The 17,278-nt window shown below is 52.6% G+C and carries 17 protein-coding genes and 2 tRNA genes; 14 read left to right on the top strand and 5 right to left on the bottom strand.

All coding sequences use genetic code 11. The features are described 5' to 3' along the window. Positions 1 to 21: 21 nt before the first annotated feature. Both sfsB and ispB read right to left on the bottom strand, forming a co-directional pair. Complete coding sequence (sfsB, locus tag ACLJRH_RS10855) at positions 22 to 309, bottom strand: DNA-binding transcriptional regulator SfsB (protein WP_000444168.1); 288 nt, start codon at positions 307 to 309, stop codon at positions 22 to 24. A 231-nt stretch (positions 310 to 540) separates the two neighbouring features. Continuing rightward, positions 541 to 1,512: an octaprenyl diphosphate synthase gene (gene ispB / locus ACLJRH_RS10850; protein ID WP_001047354.1), complete on the bottom strand. Its 972-nt coding sequence runs from the start codon at positions 1,510 to 1,512 to the stop codon at positions 541 to 543. A 257-nt stretch (positions 1,513 to 1,769) separates the two neighbouring features. On the opposite strand from ispB, the gene rplU reads away from it, so the two are divergent. The 4 genes from rplU to cgtA all read left to right on the top strand — a co-directional run bounded on the left by rplU (position 1,770) and on the right by cgtA (position 4,641). Continuing rightward, positions 1,770 to 2,081: a 50S ribosomal protein L21 gene (rplU, locus tag ACLJRH_RS10845; protein WP_000271396.1), complete on the top strand. Its 312-nt coding sequence runs from the start codon at positions 1,770 to 1,772 to the stop codon at positions 2,079 to 2,081. Positions 2,082 to 2,100: 19 nt separating this feature from the next. Next, positions 2,101 to 2,358: a 50S ribosomal protein L27 gene (rpmA, locus tag ACLJRH_RS10840; RefSeq protein ID WP_000940593.1), complete on the top strand. Its 258-nt coding sequence runs from the start codon at positions 2,101 to 2,103 to the stop codon at positions 2,356 to 2,358. 129 nt (positions 2,359 to 2,487) lie between these two features. Continuing rightward, entirely contained in the window at positions 2,488 to 3,453 is a 966-nt protein-coding gene (locus ACLJRH_RS10835) for a DMT family transporter (protein WP_000813052.1), read from the top strand. Between the two features lie 15 nt (positions 3,454 to 3,468). Beyond that, positions 3,469 to 4,641: an Obg family GTPase CgtA gene (gene cgtA / locus ACLJRH_RS10830; protein ID WP_000673556.1), complete on the top strand. Its 1,173-nt coding sequence runs from the start codon at positions 3,469 to 3,471 to the stop codon at positions 4,639 to 4,641. 130 nt (positions 4,642 to 4,771) lie between these two features. Here cgtA and dacB read toward each other — a convergent pair whose 3' ends face one another. Then, on the bottom strand, positions 4,772 to 6,205 hold the full coding sequence (dacB, locus tag ACLJRH_RS10825) for a serine-type D-Ala-D-Ala carboxypeptidase (RefSeq protein ID WP_001212675.1): 1,434 nt from the start codon (positions 6,203 to 6,205) through the stop codon (positions 4,772 to 4,774). 247 nt (positions 6,206 to 6,452) lie between these two features. Here dacB and greA point away from each other — a divergent pair, with 247 nt between their 5' ends. Beyond that, the gene (gene greA / locus ACLJRH_RS10820; protein ID WP_001148008.1) at positions 6,453 to 6,929 is read left to right on the top strand and encodes a transcription elongation factor GreA; all 477 of its coding nucleotides are present in this window, start codon (positions 6,453 to 6,455) and stop codon (positions 6,927 to 6,929) included. A gap of 155 nt (positions 6,930 to 7,084) precedes the next feature. Here greA and yhbY read toward each other — a convergent pair whose 3' ends face one another. Then, a complete protein-coding gene (gene yhbY / locus ACLJRH_RS10815; RefSeq protein WP_001592995.1) occupies positions 7,085 to 7,378 on the bottom strand; it encodes a ribosome assembly RNA-binding protein YhbY in 294 nt (97 codons plus the stop codon). 126 nt (positions 7,379 to 7,504) lie between these two features. On the opposite strand from yhbY, the gene rlmE reads away from it, so the two are divergent. The 6 genes from rlmE (at position 7,505) to ACLJRH_RS10785 (ending at position 13,107) form a co-directional block, all read left to right on the top strand. Next, the gene (gene rlmE, locus ACLJRH_RS10810; RefSeq protein WP_000145974.1) at positions 7,505 to 8,131 is read left to right on the top strand and encodes a 23S rRNA (uridine(2552)-2'-O)-methyltransferase RlmE; all 627 of its coding nucleotides are present in this window, start codon (positions 7,505 to 7,507) and stop codon (positions 8,129 to 8,131) included. A 103-nt stretch (positions 8,132 to 8,234) separates the two neighbouring features. After that, positions 8,235 to 10,169: an ATP-dependent zinc metalloprotease FtsH gene (gene ftsH, locus ACLJRH_RS10805; protein ID WP_023137153.1), complete on the top strand. Its 1,935-nt coding sequence runs from the start codon at positions 8,235 to 8,237 to the stop codon at positions 10,167 to 10,169. Positions 10,170 to 10,273: 104 nt separating this feature from the next. Further along, entirely contained in the window at positions 10,274 to 11,122 is an 849-nt protein-coding gene (folP, locus tag ACLJRH_RS10800; RefSeq protein WP_000764711.1) for a dihydropteroate synthase, read from the top strand. Next, a complete protein-coding gene (gene glmM / locus ACLJRH_RS10795; protein ID WP_000071169.1) occupies positions 11,115 to 12,452 on the top strand; it encodes a phosphoglucosamine mutase in 1,338 nt (445 codons plus the stop codon). The genes folP and glmM overlap by 8 nt, the downstream gene beginning before the upstream one ends. Positions 12,453 to 12,674: 222 nt before the next feature. Further along, positions 12,675 to 13,007, top strand: coding sequence for a preprotein translocase subunit SecG (gene secG, locus ACLJRH_RS10790; RefSeq protein WP_000272680.1), 333 nt, complete (start codon positions 12,675 to 12,677; stop codon positions 13,005 to 13,007). Positions 13,008 to 13,020: 13 nt separating this feature from the next. Continuing rightward, positions 13,021 to 13,107 (top strand) — tRNA-Leu (locus ACLJRH_RS10785). Between the two features lie 196 nt (positions 13,108 to 13,303). Here ACLJRH_RS10785 and argG read toward each other — a convergent pair. Continuing rightward, entirely contained in the window at positions 13,304 to 14,647 is a 1,344-nt protein-coding gene (gene argG, locus ACLJRH_RS10780; RefSeq protein WP_000207645.1) for an argininosuccinate synthase, read from the bottom strand. Between the two features lie 343 nt (positions 14,648 to 14,990). Here argG and ACLJRH_RS10775 point away from each other — a divergent pair. The 3 genes from ACLJRH_RS10775 to nusA all read left to right on the top strand — a co-directional run bounded on the left by ACLJRH_RS10775 (position 14,991) and on the right by nusA (position 17,257). Continuing rightward, positions 14,991 to 15,067, top strand: a tRNA-Met gene (locus ACLJRH_RS10775). A gap of 207 nt (positions 15,068 to 15,274) precedes the next feature. After that, positions 15,275 to 15,727, top strand: a complete 453-nt coding sequence (gene rimP, locus ACLJRH_RS10770) for a ribosome maturation factor RimP (protein ID WP_000105461.1) — start codon at positions 15,275 to 15,277, stop codon at positions 15,725 to 15,727. 27 nt (positions 15,728 to 15,754) lie between these two features. Beyond that, positions 15,755 to 17,257 carry a transcription termination factor NusA gene (gene nusA, locus ACLJRH_RS10765; protein ID WP_001031038.1) on the top strand — a complete coding sequence of 501 codons (1,503 nt, stop codon included), beginning with the start codon at positions 15,755 to 15,757 and terminating at the stop codon, positions 17,255 to 17,257. The last annotated feature ends 21 nt before the right edge of the window (positions 17,258 to 17,278 follow it).

The following is a 17,278-nucleotide window of genomic DNA, read 5'->3' as shown; positions in this document are numbered from 1 at the left end:
CGGGGGTTGTTTTACAGGCTCTTACTCTACATTCTGTTTGTTTTTATTACGCGCTCTCATAAGCCGCGTTCTGTCGATAAACTCATGCGTGCGCGGATCGTGATAACGCGATGGCCAAATAACCCAGGGTTCCGTTCCCAATGCTTTCGCGATAATCAACTCTCCTTTCGGCCACGGGCGCGTTAATGCATTGGCCAGCGTGGATGAACTCAATCCATTCCGACGTGACTCAGCGGCCATTGAAGTCCCTTTTTTACGTAGTCCGGCAATGATATCGGCCGGATGCCAGTCAATAAGCTTGCTTTCCATACATCCATCACTCCTTAGGTTAATCACTTACGGTTTTAACAACCCGACGACGTTCGATACTATAACGCTTCGTGAAAGAATGTTCTAAAAAGTTCATGTAAGTGTCGGCAATATTCAGAATATGCCAGGGGAAGTCCTGGGTGAGTATGTGAAAGACAGGCGATAGGGTATCTGGAGTTTATTAGAACTTAATGGGATATCCCGCGCAGTACGCGGGATAAGAGAACGGCATTAACGATCGCGCTGCACCGCGATGTGTGCGAGACCGATAAGCGCCTCACGCCATGGAGTATCCGGCAATATCTGCAACGCGGATATCGCTTTGTCGGCTTCTTCTTCCGCTCGCTGACGCGTCCATTCCAGCGAGCCGCAGGTGGTCATCGCTTCCAGAACCGGTTCCAGAAGATGACGGCCATTACCTTGTTCAATAGCGGTACGGATCATCGCTGACTGTTCTGGCGTACCGTGGCGCATGGCGTGAAGCAACGGTAAGGTGGGTTTGCCCTCATTGAGGTCATCACCCACATTTTTACCGAGATGCTCGCCGTCGGCGCTGTAATCCAGCAGATCGTCAATGAGCTGGAAAGCCGTACCAAGGTAGCGGCCATAGTCCTGCAACCCTTTCTCTTGCTCAGGCGTACAACCGGCAAGAATACCGGAGCACTGGGCGGCGGCTTCGAACAGACGGGCCGTTTTACTGTAAATCACCCGCATGTAATTTTCTTCGGTAATGTCCGGGTCATTCACGTTCATCAATTGCAGCACTTCGCCTTCTGCAATCACGTTGACCGCTTCCGACATCACTTCCAGCACTTTTAACGAGCCGAGGCTGGTCATCATCTGGAAGGCGCGGGTATAGATAAAGTCGCCGACCAGCACGCTGGCGGCATTACCGAAGGCGGCATTTGCCGTTGCCTTGCCGCGACGCATATCGGATTCATCCACCACATCATCATGCAGCAGCGTCGCCGTGTGGATAAACTCGATCAGAGCGGCGATAGTCACGTGCGCGTTACCCTGATAACCCACCGCACGCGCGGCAAGAACGGCAATCATCGGACGAATGCGTTTCCCGCCGCCGCTAATAATGTAATATCCTAGCTGATTAATCAGTTGAACGTCGGAATTAAGCTGTTCAAGGATTGTCGCATTGACACCCGCCATATCTTGCGCGGTTAACTCGTTGATTTTTTCTAAATTCATCGCAAAAGCCGGGCTTATCGCCCCGATTATCCCATGTCTGAATGAGGTAACGTAGGGTTTATGGTTAGAAATATACCCTGATTGTACTGAAAAAACGCCGCAGATAAACGTTACCGTATGCGTTGTGTTTTTTTTCTTCATGTATTGATGGTAGCACTTGTCAAAGCCGTGCAATTTGCGTAATATTCGCGCCCTATTGTGAATATTTATAGCGCGCTCTGAATCATTGAAAGGTGTGCGCGGAAGCGGAGTTTTTTATGTACGCGGTTTTCCAAAGTGGTGGTAAACAACACCGAGTAAGCGAAGGTCAGACCGTTCGCCTGGAAAAGCTGGACATCGCAACTGGCGAAACTATCGAGTTCGCTGAAGTTCTGATGATCGCAAACGGTGAAGAAGTCAAAATCGGCGTTCCTTTCGTTGATGGCGGCGTAATCAAAGCTGAAGTTGTTGCCCACGGTCGTGGCGAGAAAGTTAAAATCGTTAAGTTTCGTCGCCGTAAACACTACCGTAAGCAGCAGGGCCATCGTCAGTGGTTCACTGATGTGAAAATTACCGGCATCAGCGCTTAAGATTAGGGGAGCAGATTAAATGGCACATAAAAAGGCTGGCGGCTCGACTCGTAACGGTCGCGATTCTGAAGCTAAACGTCTGGGCGTAAAACGCTTTGGCGGTGAAGCAGTTCTGGCAGGCAGCATCATCGTTCGTCAACGTGGTACTAAATTCCACGCTGGCACCAACGTTGGTTGCGGTCGTGACCACACTCTGTTTGCTAAAGCAGACGGTAAAGTGAAATTCGAAGTTAAAGGCCCGAAAAACCGTAAATACATCAGCATCGTTGCTGAGTAAGTTTTTTGTGGTCCGGTAACGGATGAAAGCCCCGCACCTGTTGCGGGGCTTTTTACATTCGATGGCCGACTAAAATATACCCGTGTGGCTGTGTGAATGCCGTTAACGGGTCTTTGCAGGGAACACGGCATGAAGCAGCAGGCAGGCATTGGCATTCTTTTAGCGCTCACTACCGCGATGTGCTGGGGAGCGTTGCCAATAGCAATGAAGCAAGTGCTGGAGGTGATGGAGCCTTCAACCATTGTCTTCTACCGCTTCTTAATGGCCAGTATTGGCCTCGGGGCGATACTGGCAGTAAAAAGAAAGCTGCCGCCGCTGCGTATTTTTCGTAAGCCGCGCTGGTTGGTGTTATTGGCGATAGCGACCTGCGGACTGTTCGGTAATTTCATTTTGTTCAGTTCTTCCCTGCAATATTTAAGCCCAACCGCGTCGCAGGTTATCGGCCAGCTCTCGCCGGTTGGCATGATGGTCGCCAGCGTCTTTATTCTGAAAGAAAAGATGCGCGGTACGCAGGTGATTGGCGCGCTGATGTTATTGAGCGGGCTGGTGATGTTTTTTAACACCAGTCTGATCGAGATTTTTACCCGACTGACCGACTACACCTGGGGCGTTATTTTTGGCGTAGGCGCGGCGATGGTGTGGGTGAGCTATGGCGTGGCGCAAAAAGTATTATTGCGACGTCTGGCCTCGCAGCAGATCCTGTTTTTACTGTACACTTTATGTACGATAGCGCTCTTGCCGCTGGCAAAACCGATGGTGATAGCGCAACTGAGCGACTGGCAGCTCGCCTGTTTGATTTTCTGCGGGCTAAATACGCTGGTAGGATATGGCGCCCTGGCGGAAGCGATGGCGCGTTGGCAGGCGGCGCAGGTGAGCGCGATAATCACGCTTACACCGCTATTTACCCTGCTGTTTTCAGATCTTTTATCTATGGCCTGGCCCGATTTCTTCGCCAGACCGATGTTAAACCTTTTAGGTTATCTCGGTGCGTTTGTCGTGGTTGCGGGCGCGATGTATTCCGCCATTGGTCATCGTATTTGGGGCGGTTTACGTAAGCATGAAACGGTGGTTTCGCAACCCCGCTCAGGCGAATGATTTACGGAGAATAAAATGAAGTTTGTTGATGAAGCATCGATTCTGGTCGTTGCAGGCGATGGCGGTAATGGCTGTGTGAGCTTCCGCCGCGAAAAATATATCCCGAAAGGCGGCCCGGACGGCGGTGATGGCGGCGACGGCGGCGACGTCTGGATGGAAGCCGATGAAAACCTGAATACGCTGATCGATTACCGCTTTGAAAAATCGTTCCGCGCTGAACGTGGTCAGAATGGCGCGAGCCGCGACTGTACCGGTAAACGCGGTAAAGACGTGACCATTAAAGTGCCGGTCGGTACGCGCGTTATCGACCAGGGAACCGGTGAAACGATGGGCGACATGACCAAACACGGTCAGCGTCTGTTGGTCGCGAAGGGCGGCTGGCATGGGTTAGGCAATACCCGTTTTAAATCCTCGGTTAACCGTACGCCGCGCCAGAAAACCAATGGTACGCCGGGCGATAAGCGCGACCTGCTGCTGGAACTGATGCTGCTGGCGGATGTCGGGATGCTGGGGATGCCAAACGCCGGTAAATCAACGTTCATTCGCGCGGTATCGGCAGCAAAACCGAAAGTCGCGGACTATCCGTTTACCACGCTGGTGCCGAGCCTGGGCGTGGTACGTATGGACAGCGAAAAGAGTTTTGTGGTGGCTGACATTCCGGGGTTGATCGAAGGCGCGGCGGAAGGCGCGGGCCTAGGGATTCGCTTCCTGAAGCACCTCGAACGTTGCCGCGTACTGCTGCACCTCATTGATATCGATCCGATCGACGGTTCCGATCCGGTGGAAAACGCCCGTATCATTATTGGCGAACTGGAAAAATACAGCCAGGATCTGGCGGCTAAACCGCGCTGGTTAGTGTTCAACAAGATCGATCTGATGGATAAAACCGAAGCGGAAGAGAAAGCGAAAGCGATCGCCGAAGCGTTGGGCTGGGAAGGGAAATACTATCTGATTTCCGCTGCCAGTCAGCTAGGGGTGAAAGATCTCTGCTGGGATGTGATGACCTTTATCATCGAGAATCCGATCGCGCAGGCTGAAGAAGCAAAACAGCCGGAAAAAGTCGAGTTCATGTGGGACGATTATCATCGCCAGCAGTTGGCTGAAGTGGAAGAAGACGCAGACGATGACTGGGATGACGACTGGGATGAAGACGACGAAGAAGGCGTCGAGTTCATCTACAAACGTTAATCTCGTAGCCGGATGGCGCTAACGCTTATCCGGCCTACAAAAGCCAACGGGCCACATTTGCGGCCCGTTTTATTATGTTCGTTGTAGGCCGGATAAGACGCGTTAGCGCCGCCATCCGGCAATAATGCACTCAGTTATTCTGATAAATATCCTTATACAACCGACTCTCGAAGCGTACCAGCGGGATTCGGCGATTACGCTGATCGGCAGGTGGAACCGCGTAGCCGGACAAATACTGTACAAATGCCATCCGTTGCCCGCTTGCGGTGGTAATAAAGCCCGCCAGGTTGTACACGCCCTGCAGCGACCCGGTTTTCGCCGAAACCTTACCGTCTACGCCCGCCTGATGCAGCCCGGCGCGGTATTGCAATGAACCATCATAGCCCGCCAGCGGCAGCATAGAGATAAAGTTCAGCTCGTTATCGTGTTGGGCGATATATTGCAGCACCTGCATCATCGTGGCGGGAGCGATCAGGTTATGGCGAGAAAGACCGGAACCGTCGGCAATAATGGTATTGCCGATATCAATTCCCGCCTGTTGGCGCAGGATCTGGCGAACGGCATCCGATCCCGCCCGCCAGGTGCCAGGCACGTTAAACCTGACATGACCAATCATCCGAAAAACAGTATCGGCGATCATGTTGTCTGACTTTTTCAGCATAATCTTAAGCAGATCGTGCAGTGGCGCCGACTGTTTACTGGCGACGATCGTTCCGGGCTCGTTAACCTGCGTCTGGCGCAGCAGCGTGCCGCGGTAAGTTATCCCGGCCTCTTTCAGTTCCTGCTTGAGGATCGCGCCCGCGTAGCTGGCGCCGTCCTGAATAGCAAAGGCCAGCGGCAGCGGGTCGGCGCGCTGTGGTAAACAGCCGGTAAGCGTATAACGGTTCAAATCGCCAGGCACAACATCCAGCTCGCAATACTGCGCGTCTGCCGAACCGCGCGGCAGAGTCCGTACCTGGCTGAACATCGTTACCGGATAATAAGAGGCCACGCGAATAAAGGCTAAATCGTTTGGTTTTTGCGCGCTATAAAGCGACACAGAAAAACAGTTGCGGTCAACAATGGCGGCGGCGGGAGGCGCGCTGAAACACTGCGTCAGGTCGTTCCACGGCCAGCCTGGCGCTTTATCGTGGCTGGCGAAAATCGACGTGTCGATAAGCACATTACCGTCGATTTGCGTGACGCCTGACTTTTTCAGCGTCGCGACCATATTGCGAATATCCTGACGTCTTAGCGTTGGATCGCCACCGAATCGCGCAATTAAGTCACCTTTCAGGATGCCGTTATCGACGTTGCCTTTAGTCTCCAGCGTGGTCGTAAAACGGAAATCCGGGCCGAGTTGAATCAGCGCCGCCAGCGCGGTAATCACCTTTTGGGTACTGGCGGGAAGCGCCATCTGCTGACTATGATAATCAATAGCCGGCGCGGGCGCGCCAATCTTTTGCACCATCAGCGCGAGGTTGGCGCCGGCCGGAAGCTGTTTGATGTATTCGTCAATATTCGCGGCCTGAACGCTGAACGCTATACTGGTGGTCAATCCGATGATAAATCTGGAAAATCGCATAATCTCGCGCTAACACCCTGGAAACAAGCCGTCATACTACGGCGCAACGCCCTAAAAAGTAAACGATGACCCATAGGGAACTCCAGGGTAAAATGGTTATCAAAGAGGAAATTGTAGCTGACCTGGGACTGCGCGCCCGGGTTGGTGTTTTTTTGCTTCTGACCCTGGTATGGCATATGCCGGGGCTGGCTTAGCAGCCGGGGTAGAGTTCATTGCCCCCTACAGGAATGTTCAAGAGGTATAACAAATGCAAGCTATTCCGATGACCTTACGCGGAGCCGAAAAACTGCGCGAAGAGCTGGATTTTCTGAAATCTGTGCGCCGTCCTGAAATCATCGCCGCTATCGCCGAAGCGCGCGAACATGGCGATTTAAAAGAAAACGCGGAGTATCATGCTGCACGCGAACAGCAGGGTTTCTGCGAAGGGCGCATTAAAGATATCGAAGCAAAACTGTCGAATGCGCAGGTGATTGATGTCACTAAAATGCCGAACAATGGTCGCGTGATTTTCGGCGCTACCGTCACGGTGCTGAACCTGGACACCGACGAAGAGCAGACCTATCGTATTGTTGGCGATGATGAGGCGGATTTTAAGCAAAATCTCATTTCGGTAAACTCGCCAATCGCTCGCGGCCTGATCGGCAAAGAGCAGGATGACGTCGTGGTGATCAAAACGCCTGGCGGTGATGTGGAATACGAAGTGCTTAAAGTGGAATACCTTTAAGCAGTACTCAATACGCAAATTGTTGGTGTATTGTAAAGAAAGGAAAAAGGCCGCATAGCGGCCTTTTATCAACGGAGAGAGCGTGGCATTTTGCTCTCCTGCTCGTGGAAAACCCCTCGTTTTACACAGATTTTGTGTTCGACTTTAGGATATCCTTAACGCGGCAGCGAGATTTTACGCTCTTTAGTTGGGCGATACAGTACCAGCGTTTTACCGATGACCTGTACGTTACAGGCGCCGGTTTCGCGCACGATAGCGTCCACGATCAAGGTTTTTGTTTCGCGATCTTCCGAGGCGATTTTCACCTTGATAAGTTCATGGTGCTCTAACGCTTGTTCAATCTCGGCCAGTACCCCTTCGGTCAAACCATTATTGCCAAGCATAACAACAGGCTTGAGCGGATGTGCCAGACCTTTTAGGTGCTGTTTTTGTTTAGTACTCAGATTCATCGTATATTTTTGCTTACGTTGGGATTGAAAACGGGTCATTCTACCGCCATCTCCCTTATATCGCCAAATAGGCGTGTAGAAATTTACGCCATTGGCTACGATGAACTGCCCCGACGGGAAAGTTAAATGACAGGTAAAAAGCGTTCTGCCAGCTCAAGCCGCTGGCTTCAGGAACACTTTAGCGATAAATATGTTCAACAGGCGCAGAAAAAGGGGCTACGCTCCCGTGCCTGGTTTAAACTTGATGAAATACAGCAAAGTGACAAACTTTTTAAGCCGGGAATGACGGTAGTCGATCTCGGCGCTGCGCCAGGAGGCTGGTCACAGTATGTGGTCACGCAGATTGGCGGCAAAGGCCGCATCATCGCTTGTGATCTTTTACCTATGGATCCTATCGTTGGTGTGGACTTTCTTCAGGGCGATTTTCGTGATGAACTTGTCATGAAAGCGTTACTGGAACGCGTGGGTGACAGTAAAGTACAAGTTGTCATGTCGGATATGGCACCAAACATGAGCGGAACACCGGCGGTGGATATCCCCCGCGCCATGTATCTGGTGGAGCTGGCGTTAGAGATGTGCCGCGATGTGCTGGCGCCAGGCGGAAGTTTTGTAGTGAAGGTGTTCCAGGGCGAAGGTTTCGATGAGTATCTAAGGGAAATTCGCTCCCTGTTTACGAAGGTTAAAGTTCGTAAGCCGGACTCTTCGCGTGCGCGTTCGCGTGAAGTGTACATTGTAGCGACCGGGCGAAAGTGATAACCGGCAGATTTCAGACGTAAGGTTTGAAAGAAACTGGATATAGAGTATCCTGACGCTGTTTTTAACACAGTTGTAATAAGAGGTTAATCCCTTGAGTGACATGGCGAAAAACCTAATACTCTGGCTGGTCATTGCCGTTGTGCTGATGTCAGTATTCCAGAGCTTTGGGCCCAGCGAGTCTAATGGCCGTAAGGTGGATTACTCTACCTTCCTGCAAGAGGTCAATCAGGACCAGGTTCGCGAAGCGCGTATCAACGGACGTGAGATCAACGTTACCAAGAAAGATAGTAACCGTTACACGACTTACATTCCGATTAATGATCCGAAGCTGCTTGATAACCTGCTGACTAAAAACGTCAAGGTTGTTGGCGAACCACCTGAAGAGCCAAGCCTGCTGGCTTCTATCTTCATTTCCTGGTTCCCGATGCTGTTGCTGATCGGCGTCTGGATCTTCTTCATGCGTCAGATGCAGGGCGGCGGTGGCAAAGGCGCCATGTCGTTCGGTAAGAGCAAGGCGCGTATGCTGACGGAAGATCAGATCAAAACCACGTTTGCTGACGTTGCGGGTTGTGACGAAGCGAAAGAAGAAGTGGCGGAACTGGTTGAATACCTGCGTGAACCGAGCCGTTTCCAGAAGCTGGGCGGTAAAATTCCGAAAGGCGTCCTGATGGTCGGCCCGCCGGGTACCGGTAAAACCCTGCTGGCAAAAGCCATTGCGGGTGAAGCGAAGGTGCCGTTCTTTACGATTTCCGGTTCTGACTTTGTGGAAATGTTCGTCGGTGTCGGCGCGTCTCGTGTGCGTGACATGTTCGAACAGGCCAAAAAAGCGGCGCCGTGCATTATCTTCATCGATGAAATCGACGCCGTAGGCCGCCAGCGTGGCGCAGGTCTGGGCGGCGGTCACGATGAACGTGAGCAGACGTTGAACCAGATGCTGGTTGAGATGGACGGCTTCGAAGGTAACGAAGGTATCATCGTTATCGCCGCAACTAACCGTCCGGACGTCCTTGACCCGGCGCTGCTGCGTCCTGGTCGTTTCGACCGTCAGGTGGTGGTAGGCCTGCCGGATGTTCGCGGTCGTGAGCAGATTCTGAAGGTGCATATGCGTCGCGTACCGTTAGCGACGGATATTGATGCGGCGATCATTGCGCGCGGTACGCCGGGCTTCTCCGGTGCGGACCTAGCGAACCTGGTCAACGAAGCGGCGCTGTTTGCCGCACGCGGCAACAAACGCGTAGTGTCGATGGTTGAGTTCGAGAAAGCGAAAGACAAAATCATGATGGGCGCCGAACGTCGCTCCATGGTGATGACGGAAGCGCAGAAAGAGTCGACCGCGTACCACGAAGCGGGCCACGCGATTATCGGTCGCCTGGTGCCGGAACACGATCCGGTGCACAAAGTGACGATTATCCCGCGCGGTCGTGCGCTGGGCGTGACCTTCTTCCTGCCTGAAGGCGACGCGATCAGCGCCAGCCGTCAGAAGCTGGAAAGCCAGATCTCCACCCTGTACGGCGGTCGTCTGGCGGAAGAGATCATCTACGGCGTTGAGCATGTTTCTACCGGGGCGTCGAACGACATTAAAGTCGCGACTAACCTGGCGCGTAACATGGTGACTCAGTGGGGCTTCTCCGACAAACTTGGTCCGCTGCTGTATGCGGAAGAAGAGGGCGAAGTGTTCCTCGGCCGTAGCGTCGCAAAAGCGAAACATATGTCTGATGAAACTGCGCGTATCATCGACCAGGAAGTGAAAGCGCTGATTGAACGTAACTACAATCGCGCTCGTCAGATCCTGACTGACAATATGGATATTCTGCACGCGATGAAAGATGCGCTGATGAAATATGAAACCATCGATGCGCCGCAGATTGATGACCTGATGGCGCGTCGTGAAGTGCGTCCGCCTGCGGGCTGGGAAGATCCAAACGGCACCAATAACTCTGACAGCAATGGTACGCCTCAGGCGCCGCGTCCGGTTGATGAACCACGCACGCCGAACCCGGGCAACACGATGTCAGAGCAGCTGGGCGACAAATAAGCGTTTGTTGTACAACATTATGTTTAGCGCTCACCGAAACCCTGGGGCTTGCCCCGGGGTTTTTCTTTTTTTAACTCACCACAAATAAAACAGGGATTTTAACCATGAAACTCTTCGCTCAGGGCGCCACGCTCGATCTCACTCATCCGCATGTTATGGGGATCCTGAACGTAACGCCGGATTCGTTCTCCGACGGCGGCGCGCATAACACGCTGATTGAGGCGGTGAAACATGCGAATTTAATGGTGAATGCCGGGGCGACAATTATTGATGTGGGGGGGGAATCAACGCGACCAGGCGCGGCGGAAGTGAGCGTGGAAGAAGAGCTGGATCGCGTTATTCCGGTACTGGAAGCAATCGCGCAACGCTTTGAAGTGTGGATTTCTGTGGATACCTCTAAACCCGAGGTGATCCGTGAAGCGGCAAGGGCGGGCGCGCATATTATCAATGATGTCCGTTCGCTCTCCGAACCCGGCGCGTTGGAAGCGGCAGCGGAAACCGGCTTGCCGGTCAGTCTTATGCACATGCAGGGCAACCCCAAAACCATGCAGGAGGCGCCGAAATATGACGATGTCTTTGCCGAGGTGAATCGCTACTTTATTGAGCAAATAGCACGTTGTGAGAAGGCCGGCATCGCAAAAGAGAAATTGTTGCTCGACCCCGGATTCGGTTTCGGTAAAAATCTCTCTCACAATTATACCTTACTGGCGCGACTGGGTGAGTTTCATCATTTTAACCTGCCGCTGCTGGTGGGCATGTCACGTAAAACGATGGTTGGTCAGTTACTTAACGTGGGACCATCAGACCGTCTGAACGGCAGCCTTGCGTGCGCGGTAATTGCCGCGATGCAGGGCGCGCAGATCATTCGCGTCCATGACGTCAAAGAAACCGTAGAGGCGATGCGGGTGGTAGAAGCCACTCTGTCTGCAAAGGGAAACAAACGCTATGAGTAATCGTAAATATTTCGGTACCGATGGGATTCGCGGACGTGTAGGCAACGCCCCCATTACACCTGATTTCGTGCTTAAACTGGGTTGGGCTGCCGGAAAAGTGCTGGCGCGTCATGGCTCGCGTAAAATCATTATCGGTAAAGATACGCGTATTTCCGGCTATATGCTGGAGTCCGCGCTGGAGGCGGGCCTTGCCGCTGCGGGACTGTCGGCCTCGTTTACCGGACCTATGCCAACGCCAGCCGTCGCCTATCTGACGCGGACTTTCCGCGCGGAGGCGGGTATCGTTATCTCGGCTTCGCATAACCCGTTCTATGATAACGGCATTAAATTCTTCTCTATCGACGGTACGAAACTGCCTGACGATGTGGAAGAAGCCATCGAAGCCGAAATGGAAAAAGAGATCACCTGCGTAGACTCCGCCGAGCTGGGTAAAGCCAGCCGCATCGTCGACGCCGCCGGACGCTATATTGAGTTCTGTAAAGGCACCTTCCCGAACGAACTGAGCCTCAATGGCCTGAAAGTGGTTGTGGATTGCGCCAACGGTGCTACCTACCATATCGCGCCGAATGTGCTGCGCGAGCTGGGCGCGACCGTTATCGCCATCGGCTGTGAGCCAAACGGCGTCAACATTAACGAAGAAGTGGGCGCGACCGACGTGCGCGCGTTGCAGGCGCGCGTGTTGGCGGAGAAGGCGGACCTCGGCATCGCGCTTGACGGCGACGGCGACCGGGTCATCATGGTTGACCATGAAGGCAATAAAGTCGATGGCGATCAGATCATGTATATCATCGCACGCGAAGGGCTGCGCCAGGGGCAACTGCGCGGCGGCGCGGTGGGAACGCTGATGAGCAATATGGGGCTGGAGCTGGCGCTCAAGCAGCTTGGCATTCCGTTTGCCCGGGCGAAAGTGGGCGACCGCTACGTGCTGGAAAAATTGCAGGAAAAAGGCTGGCGCATCGGCGCGGAAAACTCTGGTCACGTTATTCTGCTGGATAAAACGACCACTGGCGACGGTATTGTAGCGGGGCTACAAGTTCTGGCGGCGATGGTGCGTAATCATATGAGTCTGCACGATCTGTGCAGCGGTATGAAAATGTTCCCGCAGATTCTGGTTAACGTGCGTTACACCGCCGGTAGCGGCGATCCGCTGGAAAATGAAGCGGTGAAAGCGGTAACGGCGGACGTAGAAGCCACGCTCGGCAATCGTGGGCGGGTACTGCTACGTAAATCCGGTACCGAACCGTTGATTCGCGTGATGGTGGAAGGCGAGGATGAAGCGCAGGTTACGGCATTCGCCCATCGTATCGCGGATGCGGTAAAAGCCGTTTAAGCGTTTAAGTGACTAAAAAGGCGGCGGTTGCCGCCTTACTGCCCGCAAAAAACAACGCTTTTGCTGTTTTTTTCCGCAGTTGATACAATGCGCTTAAATTGCCCTTGCGAAGGTCATTCGCTTTGGTTAGTATTCACACCCGCTTCAGTGGGAAACAGTAAAAATCCCGCTTTATTGGTAGAAGCATTGGTACGCGGCAACTCCGCAAGGAACAGGTTGATTATGTACGAAGCTCTTTTAGTTGTTTTCCTTATTGTGGCAATTGGCCTTGTAGGTCTGATCATGCTGCAGCAAGGTAAAGGCGCTGATATGGGAGCCTCCTTCGGAGCAGGCGCTTCCGCTACGCTATTTGGTTCAAGTGGTTCTGGTAACTTCATGACCCGAATGACGGCGGTATTGGCGACGCTGTTCTTCATCATCAGTCTGGTGTTGGGTAATATCAATAGCAACAAAACCAATAAAGGAAGCGAGTGGGAAAATCTGAGCGCGCCGGCGAAGACCGAGCAGACTCAACCTGCTGCACCGGCCCAGCCGACCAGCGATATCCCGCGCTAATAGCAGTATCCGTGCCGAGGTGGTGGAATTGGTAGACACGCTACCTTGAGGTGGTAGTGCCCAATAGGGCTTACGGGTTCAAGTCCCGTCCTCGGTACCAATATTCCGAAAGAAAGACGCTGAAAAGCGTCTTTTTTTTCGTTTGTTATTTGTGGTTGTCTGTAGGTCGGATAAGACGTTACGCCGCCATCCGACATTATTACAACCCATGATGGCGCTACGTTTATCAGGCCAACAGACACCTTATATTCCGCGCATAAAAAAGGCCGCTTTCGCGGCCTTAAAATGATAAATGTTTACTTCGCTTTGTTTTCCAGATTCTCAACCTGCGGCAGACCGGTCGCGGAAGAGGCGGTCAACAGACCCGCTTTCGCGTAGCCGAACAGTTTCTCGCGGGTATCGGTAATGTCCAGATTACGCATCGTCAACTGACCGATACGATCGTCCGGTGAGAACACGGACTCGCCTTTCTCCATGGTCAGACGCTCAGCCTTATAGGTCAGGTTGTCAGACACCGTGTTCAGGATGGAGTAGTCGTTGCCGCGACGCAACTCGAGTGTGACCTCACCGGTAATCTGGCTGGCGACCCAACGTTGCAGGCCGTCACGCAGCATCAGCGCCTGAGAGTCGAACCAGCGGCCCTGATACAGCAATTTACCCAGCTGACGACCATGTGAATGATACTGTTCAATGGTGTCTTCGTTGTGAATACCGGTCAGCAGACGCTCGTAAGCGATGTGCAGCAGCGCCATCCCAGGGGCTTCATAAATACCGCGGCTTTTTGCTTCAATGATGCGGTTTTCAATTTGGTCGCTCATGCCCAGGCCGTGACGGCCACCGATGCGGTTCGCTTCCAGCATCATCTCAACATCATCGCTGAAGGTTTTACCGTTCAGGGCAACAGGGTGACCCTGCTCGAAGCGGACGGTCACCTCTTCTGCCGGGATCTTCACGCTCTCGTCCCAGAACTTCACGCCCATAATCGGGTTGACGATCTTGACGCTGGAGTTAAGAAACTCCAGATCTTTCGCTTCATGCGTGGCGCCGAGCATGTTGGAGTCGGTGGAGTAGGCTTTTTCGACTGACATCTTATAGTCGAAACCGCAGGCAATCATAAATTCAGACATCTCATGGCGACCACCCAGCTCATCGATAAAGTCGGTATCCAGCCACGGTTTGTAAATCTGCAGCTCGGCGTTGGTCAGCAAGCCGTAACGATAGAAACGTTCAATATCGTTGCCTTTATAGGTGCTGCCGTCGCCCCAGATATTCACGCCGTCTTCTTTCATCGCGGCGACCAGCATCGTGCCGGTCACGGCACGGCCCAGCGGCGTGGTATTGAAATAGGTCAGTCCGCCAGTCGTATTATGGAAAGCGCCGCACTGAATCGCTGCGATCCCTTCTGCAACCAACTGCTTGCGGCAATCAATCAGGCGAGCATTCTCTGCGCCATACTCCATTGCGCGACGAGGAATGGCGTCATAGTCATCCTCATCCGGTTGTCCCAGATTCGCAGTATAGGCATATGGGACAGCTCCTTTTTGTCGCATCCACAGCAGCGCGGCGCTGGTGTCCAGACCGCCGGAAAAAGCGATACCAATACGTTGACCTGCTGGAAGATGCTTAAGAATCGTCGTCATAGAATAGAACCCTGCTTGATTGACTGATAATGAGATCGGTTTCTGCTTTAGTGCATTTTTATGCAAAATAAATGAGTTTTCATTTAATCATCTTTTAGCAGAGACAGGAAGCATTTAGTGAAGGTTTACTGAAATAACGTTGTGAAATGCGTGTATAAGCCGGAGAGGTGGGATGAGTATAACGAAGAGTGATATTCATTCATCTGCATATTGGGAATAGGGTTGACATAACTCATGCCTGGTCACTATACTGTGCGCAGATTTTACGTCCCGTCCTCGGTACCAAATCCCAGCAGTATTTGCATTTTTTACCCAAAACGAGTAGAATTTGCCACGTTTCAGGCGCGGGGTGGAGCAGCCTGGTAGCTCGTCGGGCTCATAACCCGAAGGTCGTCGGTTCAAATCCGGCCCCCGCAACCACTTTCCCTTAGAGTTCTTTTTCAAATATACTGTGAAGATTATGTCCTTCGTAGCTGGATTTGAAAAAAATTCTTTCGGAAGGTACACCAGACCGCCGTTGCGGTTATAGGGTTCAGTTATCTAAAGCCCCGATTTATCGGGGTTTTTTGTTATCTGACTACAGAATAACTGGGCTTTAGGCCCTTTTTTTATGTCTTGGGGGTGGGCTTGTCCACATTAGAGCAAAAATTAACAGAGATGATTACAGCGCCAGTTGAAGCCTTAGGCTACGAGCTGGTCGGCATCGAATTTATTCGCGGTCGCACATCCACACTGCGCATCTATATTGATAGTGAAGATGGCATCAATGTTGATGATTGTGCTGATGTGAGCCACCAGGTAAGCGCGGTGCTGGACGTTGAAGATCCTATCTCCGTGGCTTACAACCTTGAAGTCTCGTCACCGGGTCTCGACCGTCCTATGTTCACTGCCGATCACTATGCGCGTTTCCAGGGTGAAGAAGTCGCGCTGGTTCTTCGCATGGCGGTACAGAACCGTCGCAAGTGGCAGGGCATTATCAAAGCGGTGGACGGTGAAATGATTACCGTCACAGTCGAAGGCAAAGATGAAGTGTTCGCGCTGAGTAATATCCAGAAGGCGAACCTGGTTCCCCACTTTTAACAGTCTGGATGAGGTGAAAAGCCCGCGATGAACAAAGAAATTTTGGCTGTTGTTGAAGCCGTCTCCAACGAAAAAGCGCTGCCACGCGAAAAAATTTTTGAAGCGCTGGAAAGTGCGCTGGCGACAGCAACAAAGAAAAAATATGAGCAGGAGATCGATGTTCGTGTAGAAATCGATCGTAAAAGCGGTGATTTTGATACTTTCCGCCGTTGGTTGATCGTTGAAGAAGTGACCATGCCGACGAAGGAAATTACGCTGGAAGCGGCGCGTTTTGAAGACGAAAGCCTGAATGTCGGCGACTATGTTGAAGATCAGATTGAATCTGTCACCTTTGACCGTATCACCACGCAGACTGCGAAACAGGTTATCGTACAGAAGGTCCGTGAAGCTGAACGGGCGATGGTTGTCGATCAGTTCCGCGACCAGGAAGGCGAAATCGTCACTGGCGTGGTGAAGAAAGTGAACCGCGACAATATCTCTCTGGAAATTAAATCCGAAGGGATGGCCGGTAACGCTGAAGCGGTGATTCTGCGTGAAGATATGCTGCCGCGCGAAAACTTCCGCCCTGGCGACCGTATTCGCGGCGTGCTGTATGCTGTTCGCCCGGAAGCGCGTGGCGCGCAGCTGTTCGTCACCCGTTCCAAGCCGGAAATGCTGATCGAACTGTTCCGCATCGAAGTGCCGGAAATCGGCGAAGAAGTGATTGAAATTAAAGCGGCGGCTCGCGATCCGGGTTCTCGTGCGAAAATCGCAGTGAAAACTAACGATAAACGTATCGATCCGGTCGGCGCTTGTGTGGGGATGCGCGGCGCGCGCGTTCAGGCGGTCTCTACCGAACTGGGCGGTGAGCGTATCGATATCGTGCTGTGGGATGATAACCCGGCGCAGTTCGTCATTAATGCGATGGCACCGGCAGACGTCGCGTCTATCGTGGTGGACGAAGATAAACATACCATGGATATCGCCGTTGAAGCCGGTAATCTGGCGCAGGCGATCGGACGTAATGGTCAGAACGTCCGCCTGGCTTCGCAATTGAGCGGCTGGGAACTCAACGTAATGACCGTTGATGACTTGCAGGCTAAACATCAGGCTGAAGCACATGCCGCTATCGAGATCTTTACTAAATATCTTGATATTGATGAAGAGTTCGCGACCGTTCTGGTAGAAGAAGGTTTCTCCACGCTCGAAGAACTGGCCTATGTGCCAATGAAAGAACTGCTGGAAATTGACGGCCTTGATGAGCCGACCGTTGAAGCACTGCGCGAGCGTGCTAAAAACGCACTGGCCACTCTGGCGCAGGACCAGGAAGCAAGCCTCGGTGATAACAAACCGGCTGACGATCTGCTGAATCTGGAAGGATTAGATCGCGATATGGCTTTCAAACTGGCGGCTCGTGGTGTTTGTACGCTGGAAGATCTCGCCGACCAGGGCATTGATGATCTGGCTGATATCGAAGGGTTGACCGACGAAAAAGCCGGTGAGCTGATTATGGCTGCCCGTAATATTTGCTGGTTCGGCGACGAAGCGTAATAAACTGTAGCAGGAAGGAAC

The sequence above is a fragment of the Salmonella sp. SAL04162 genome (assembly GCF_046551535.1).
GTDB lineage: Bacteria > Pseudomonadota > Gammaproteobacteria > Enterobacterales > Enterobacteriaceae > Salmonella > Salmonella enterica.
Note: the sequence above shows the minus strand (reverse complement) of the source record. Positions and strands in the feature narration are given on the sequence as shown.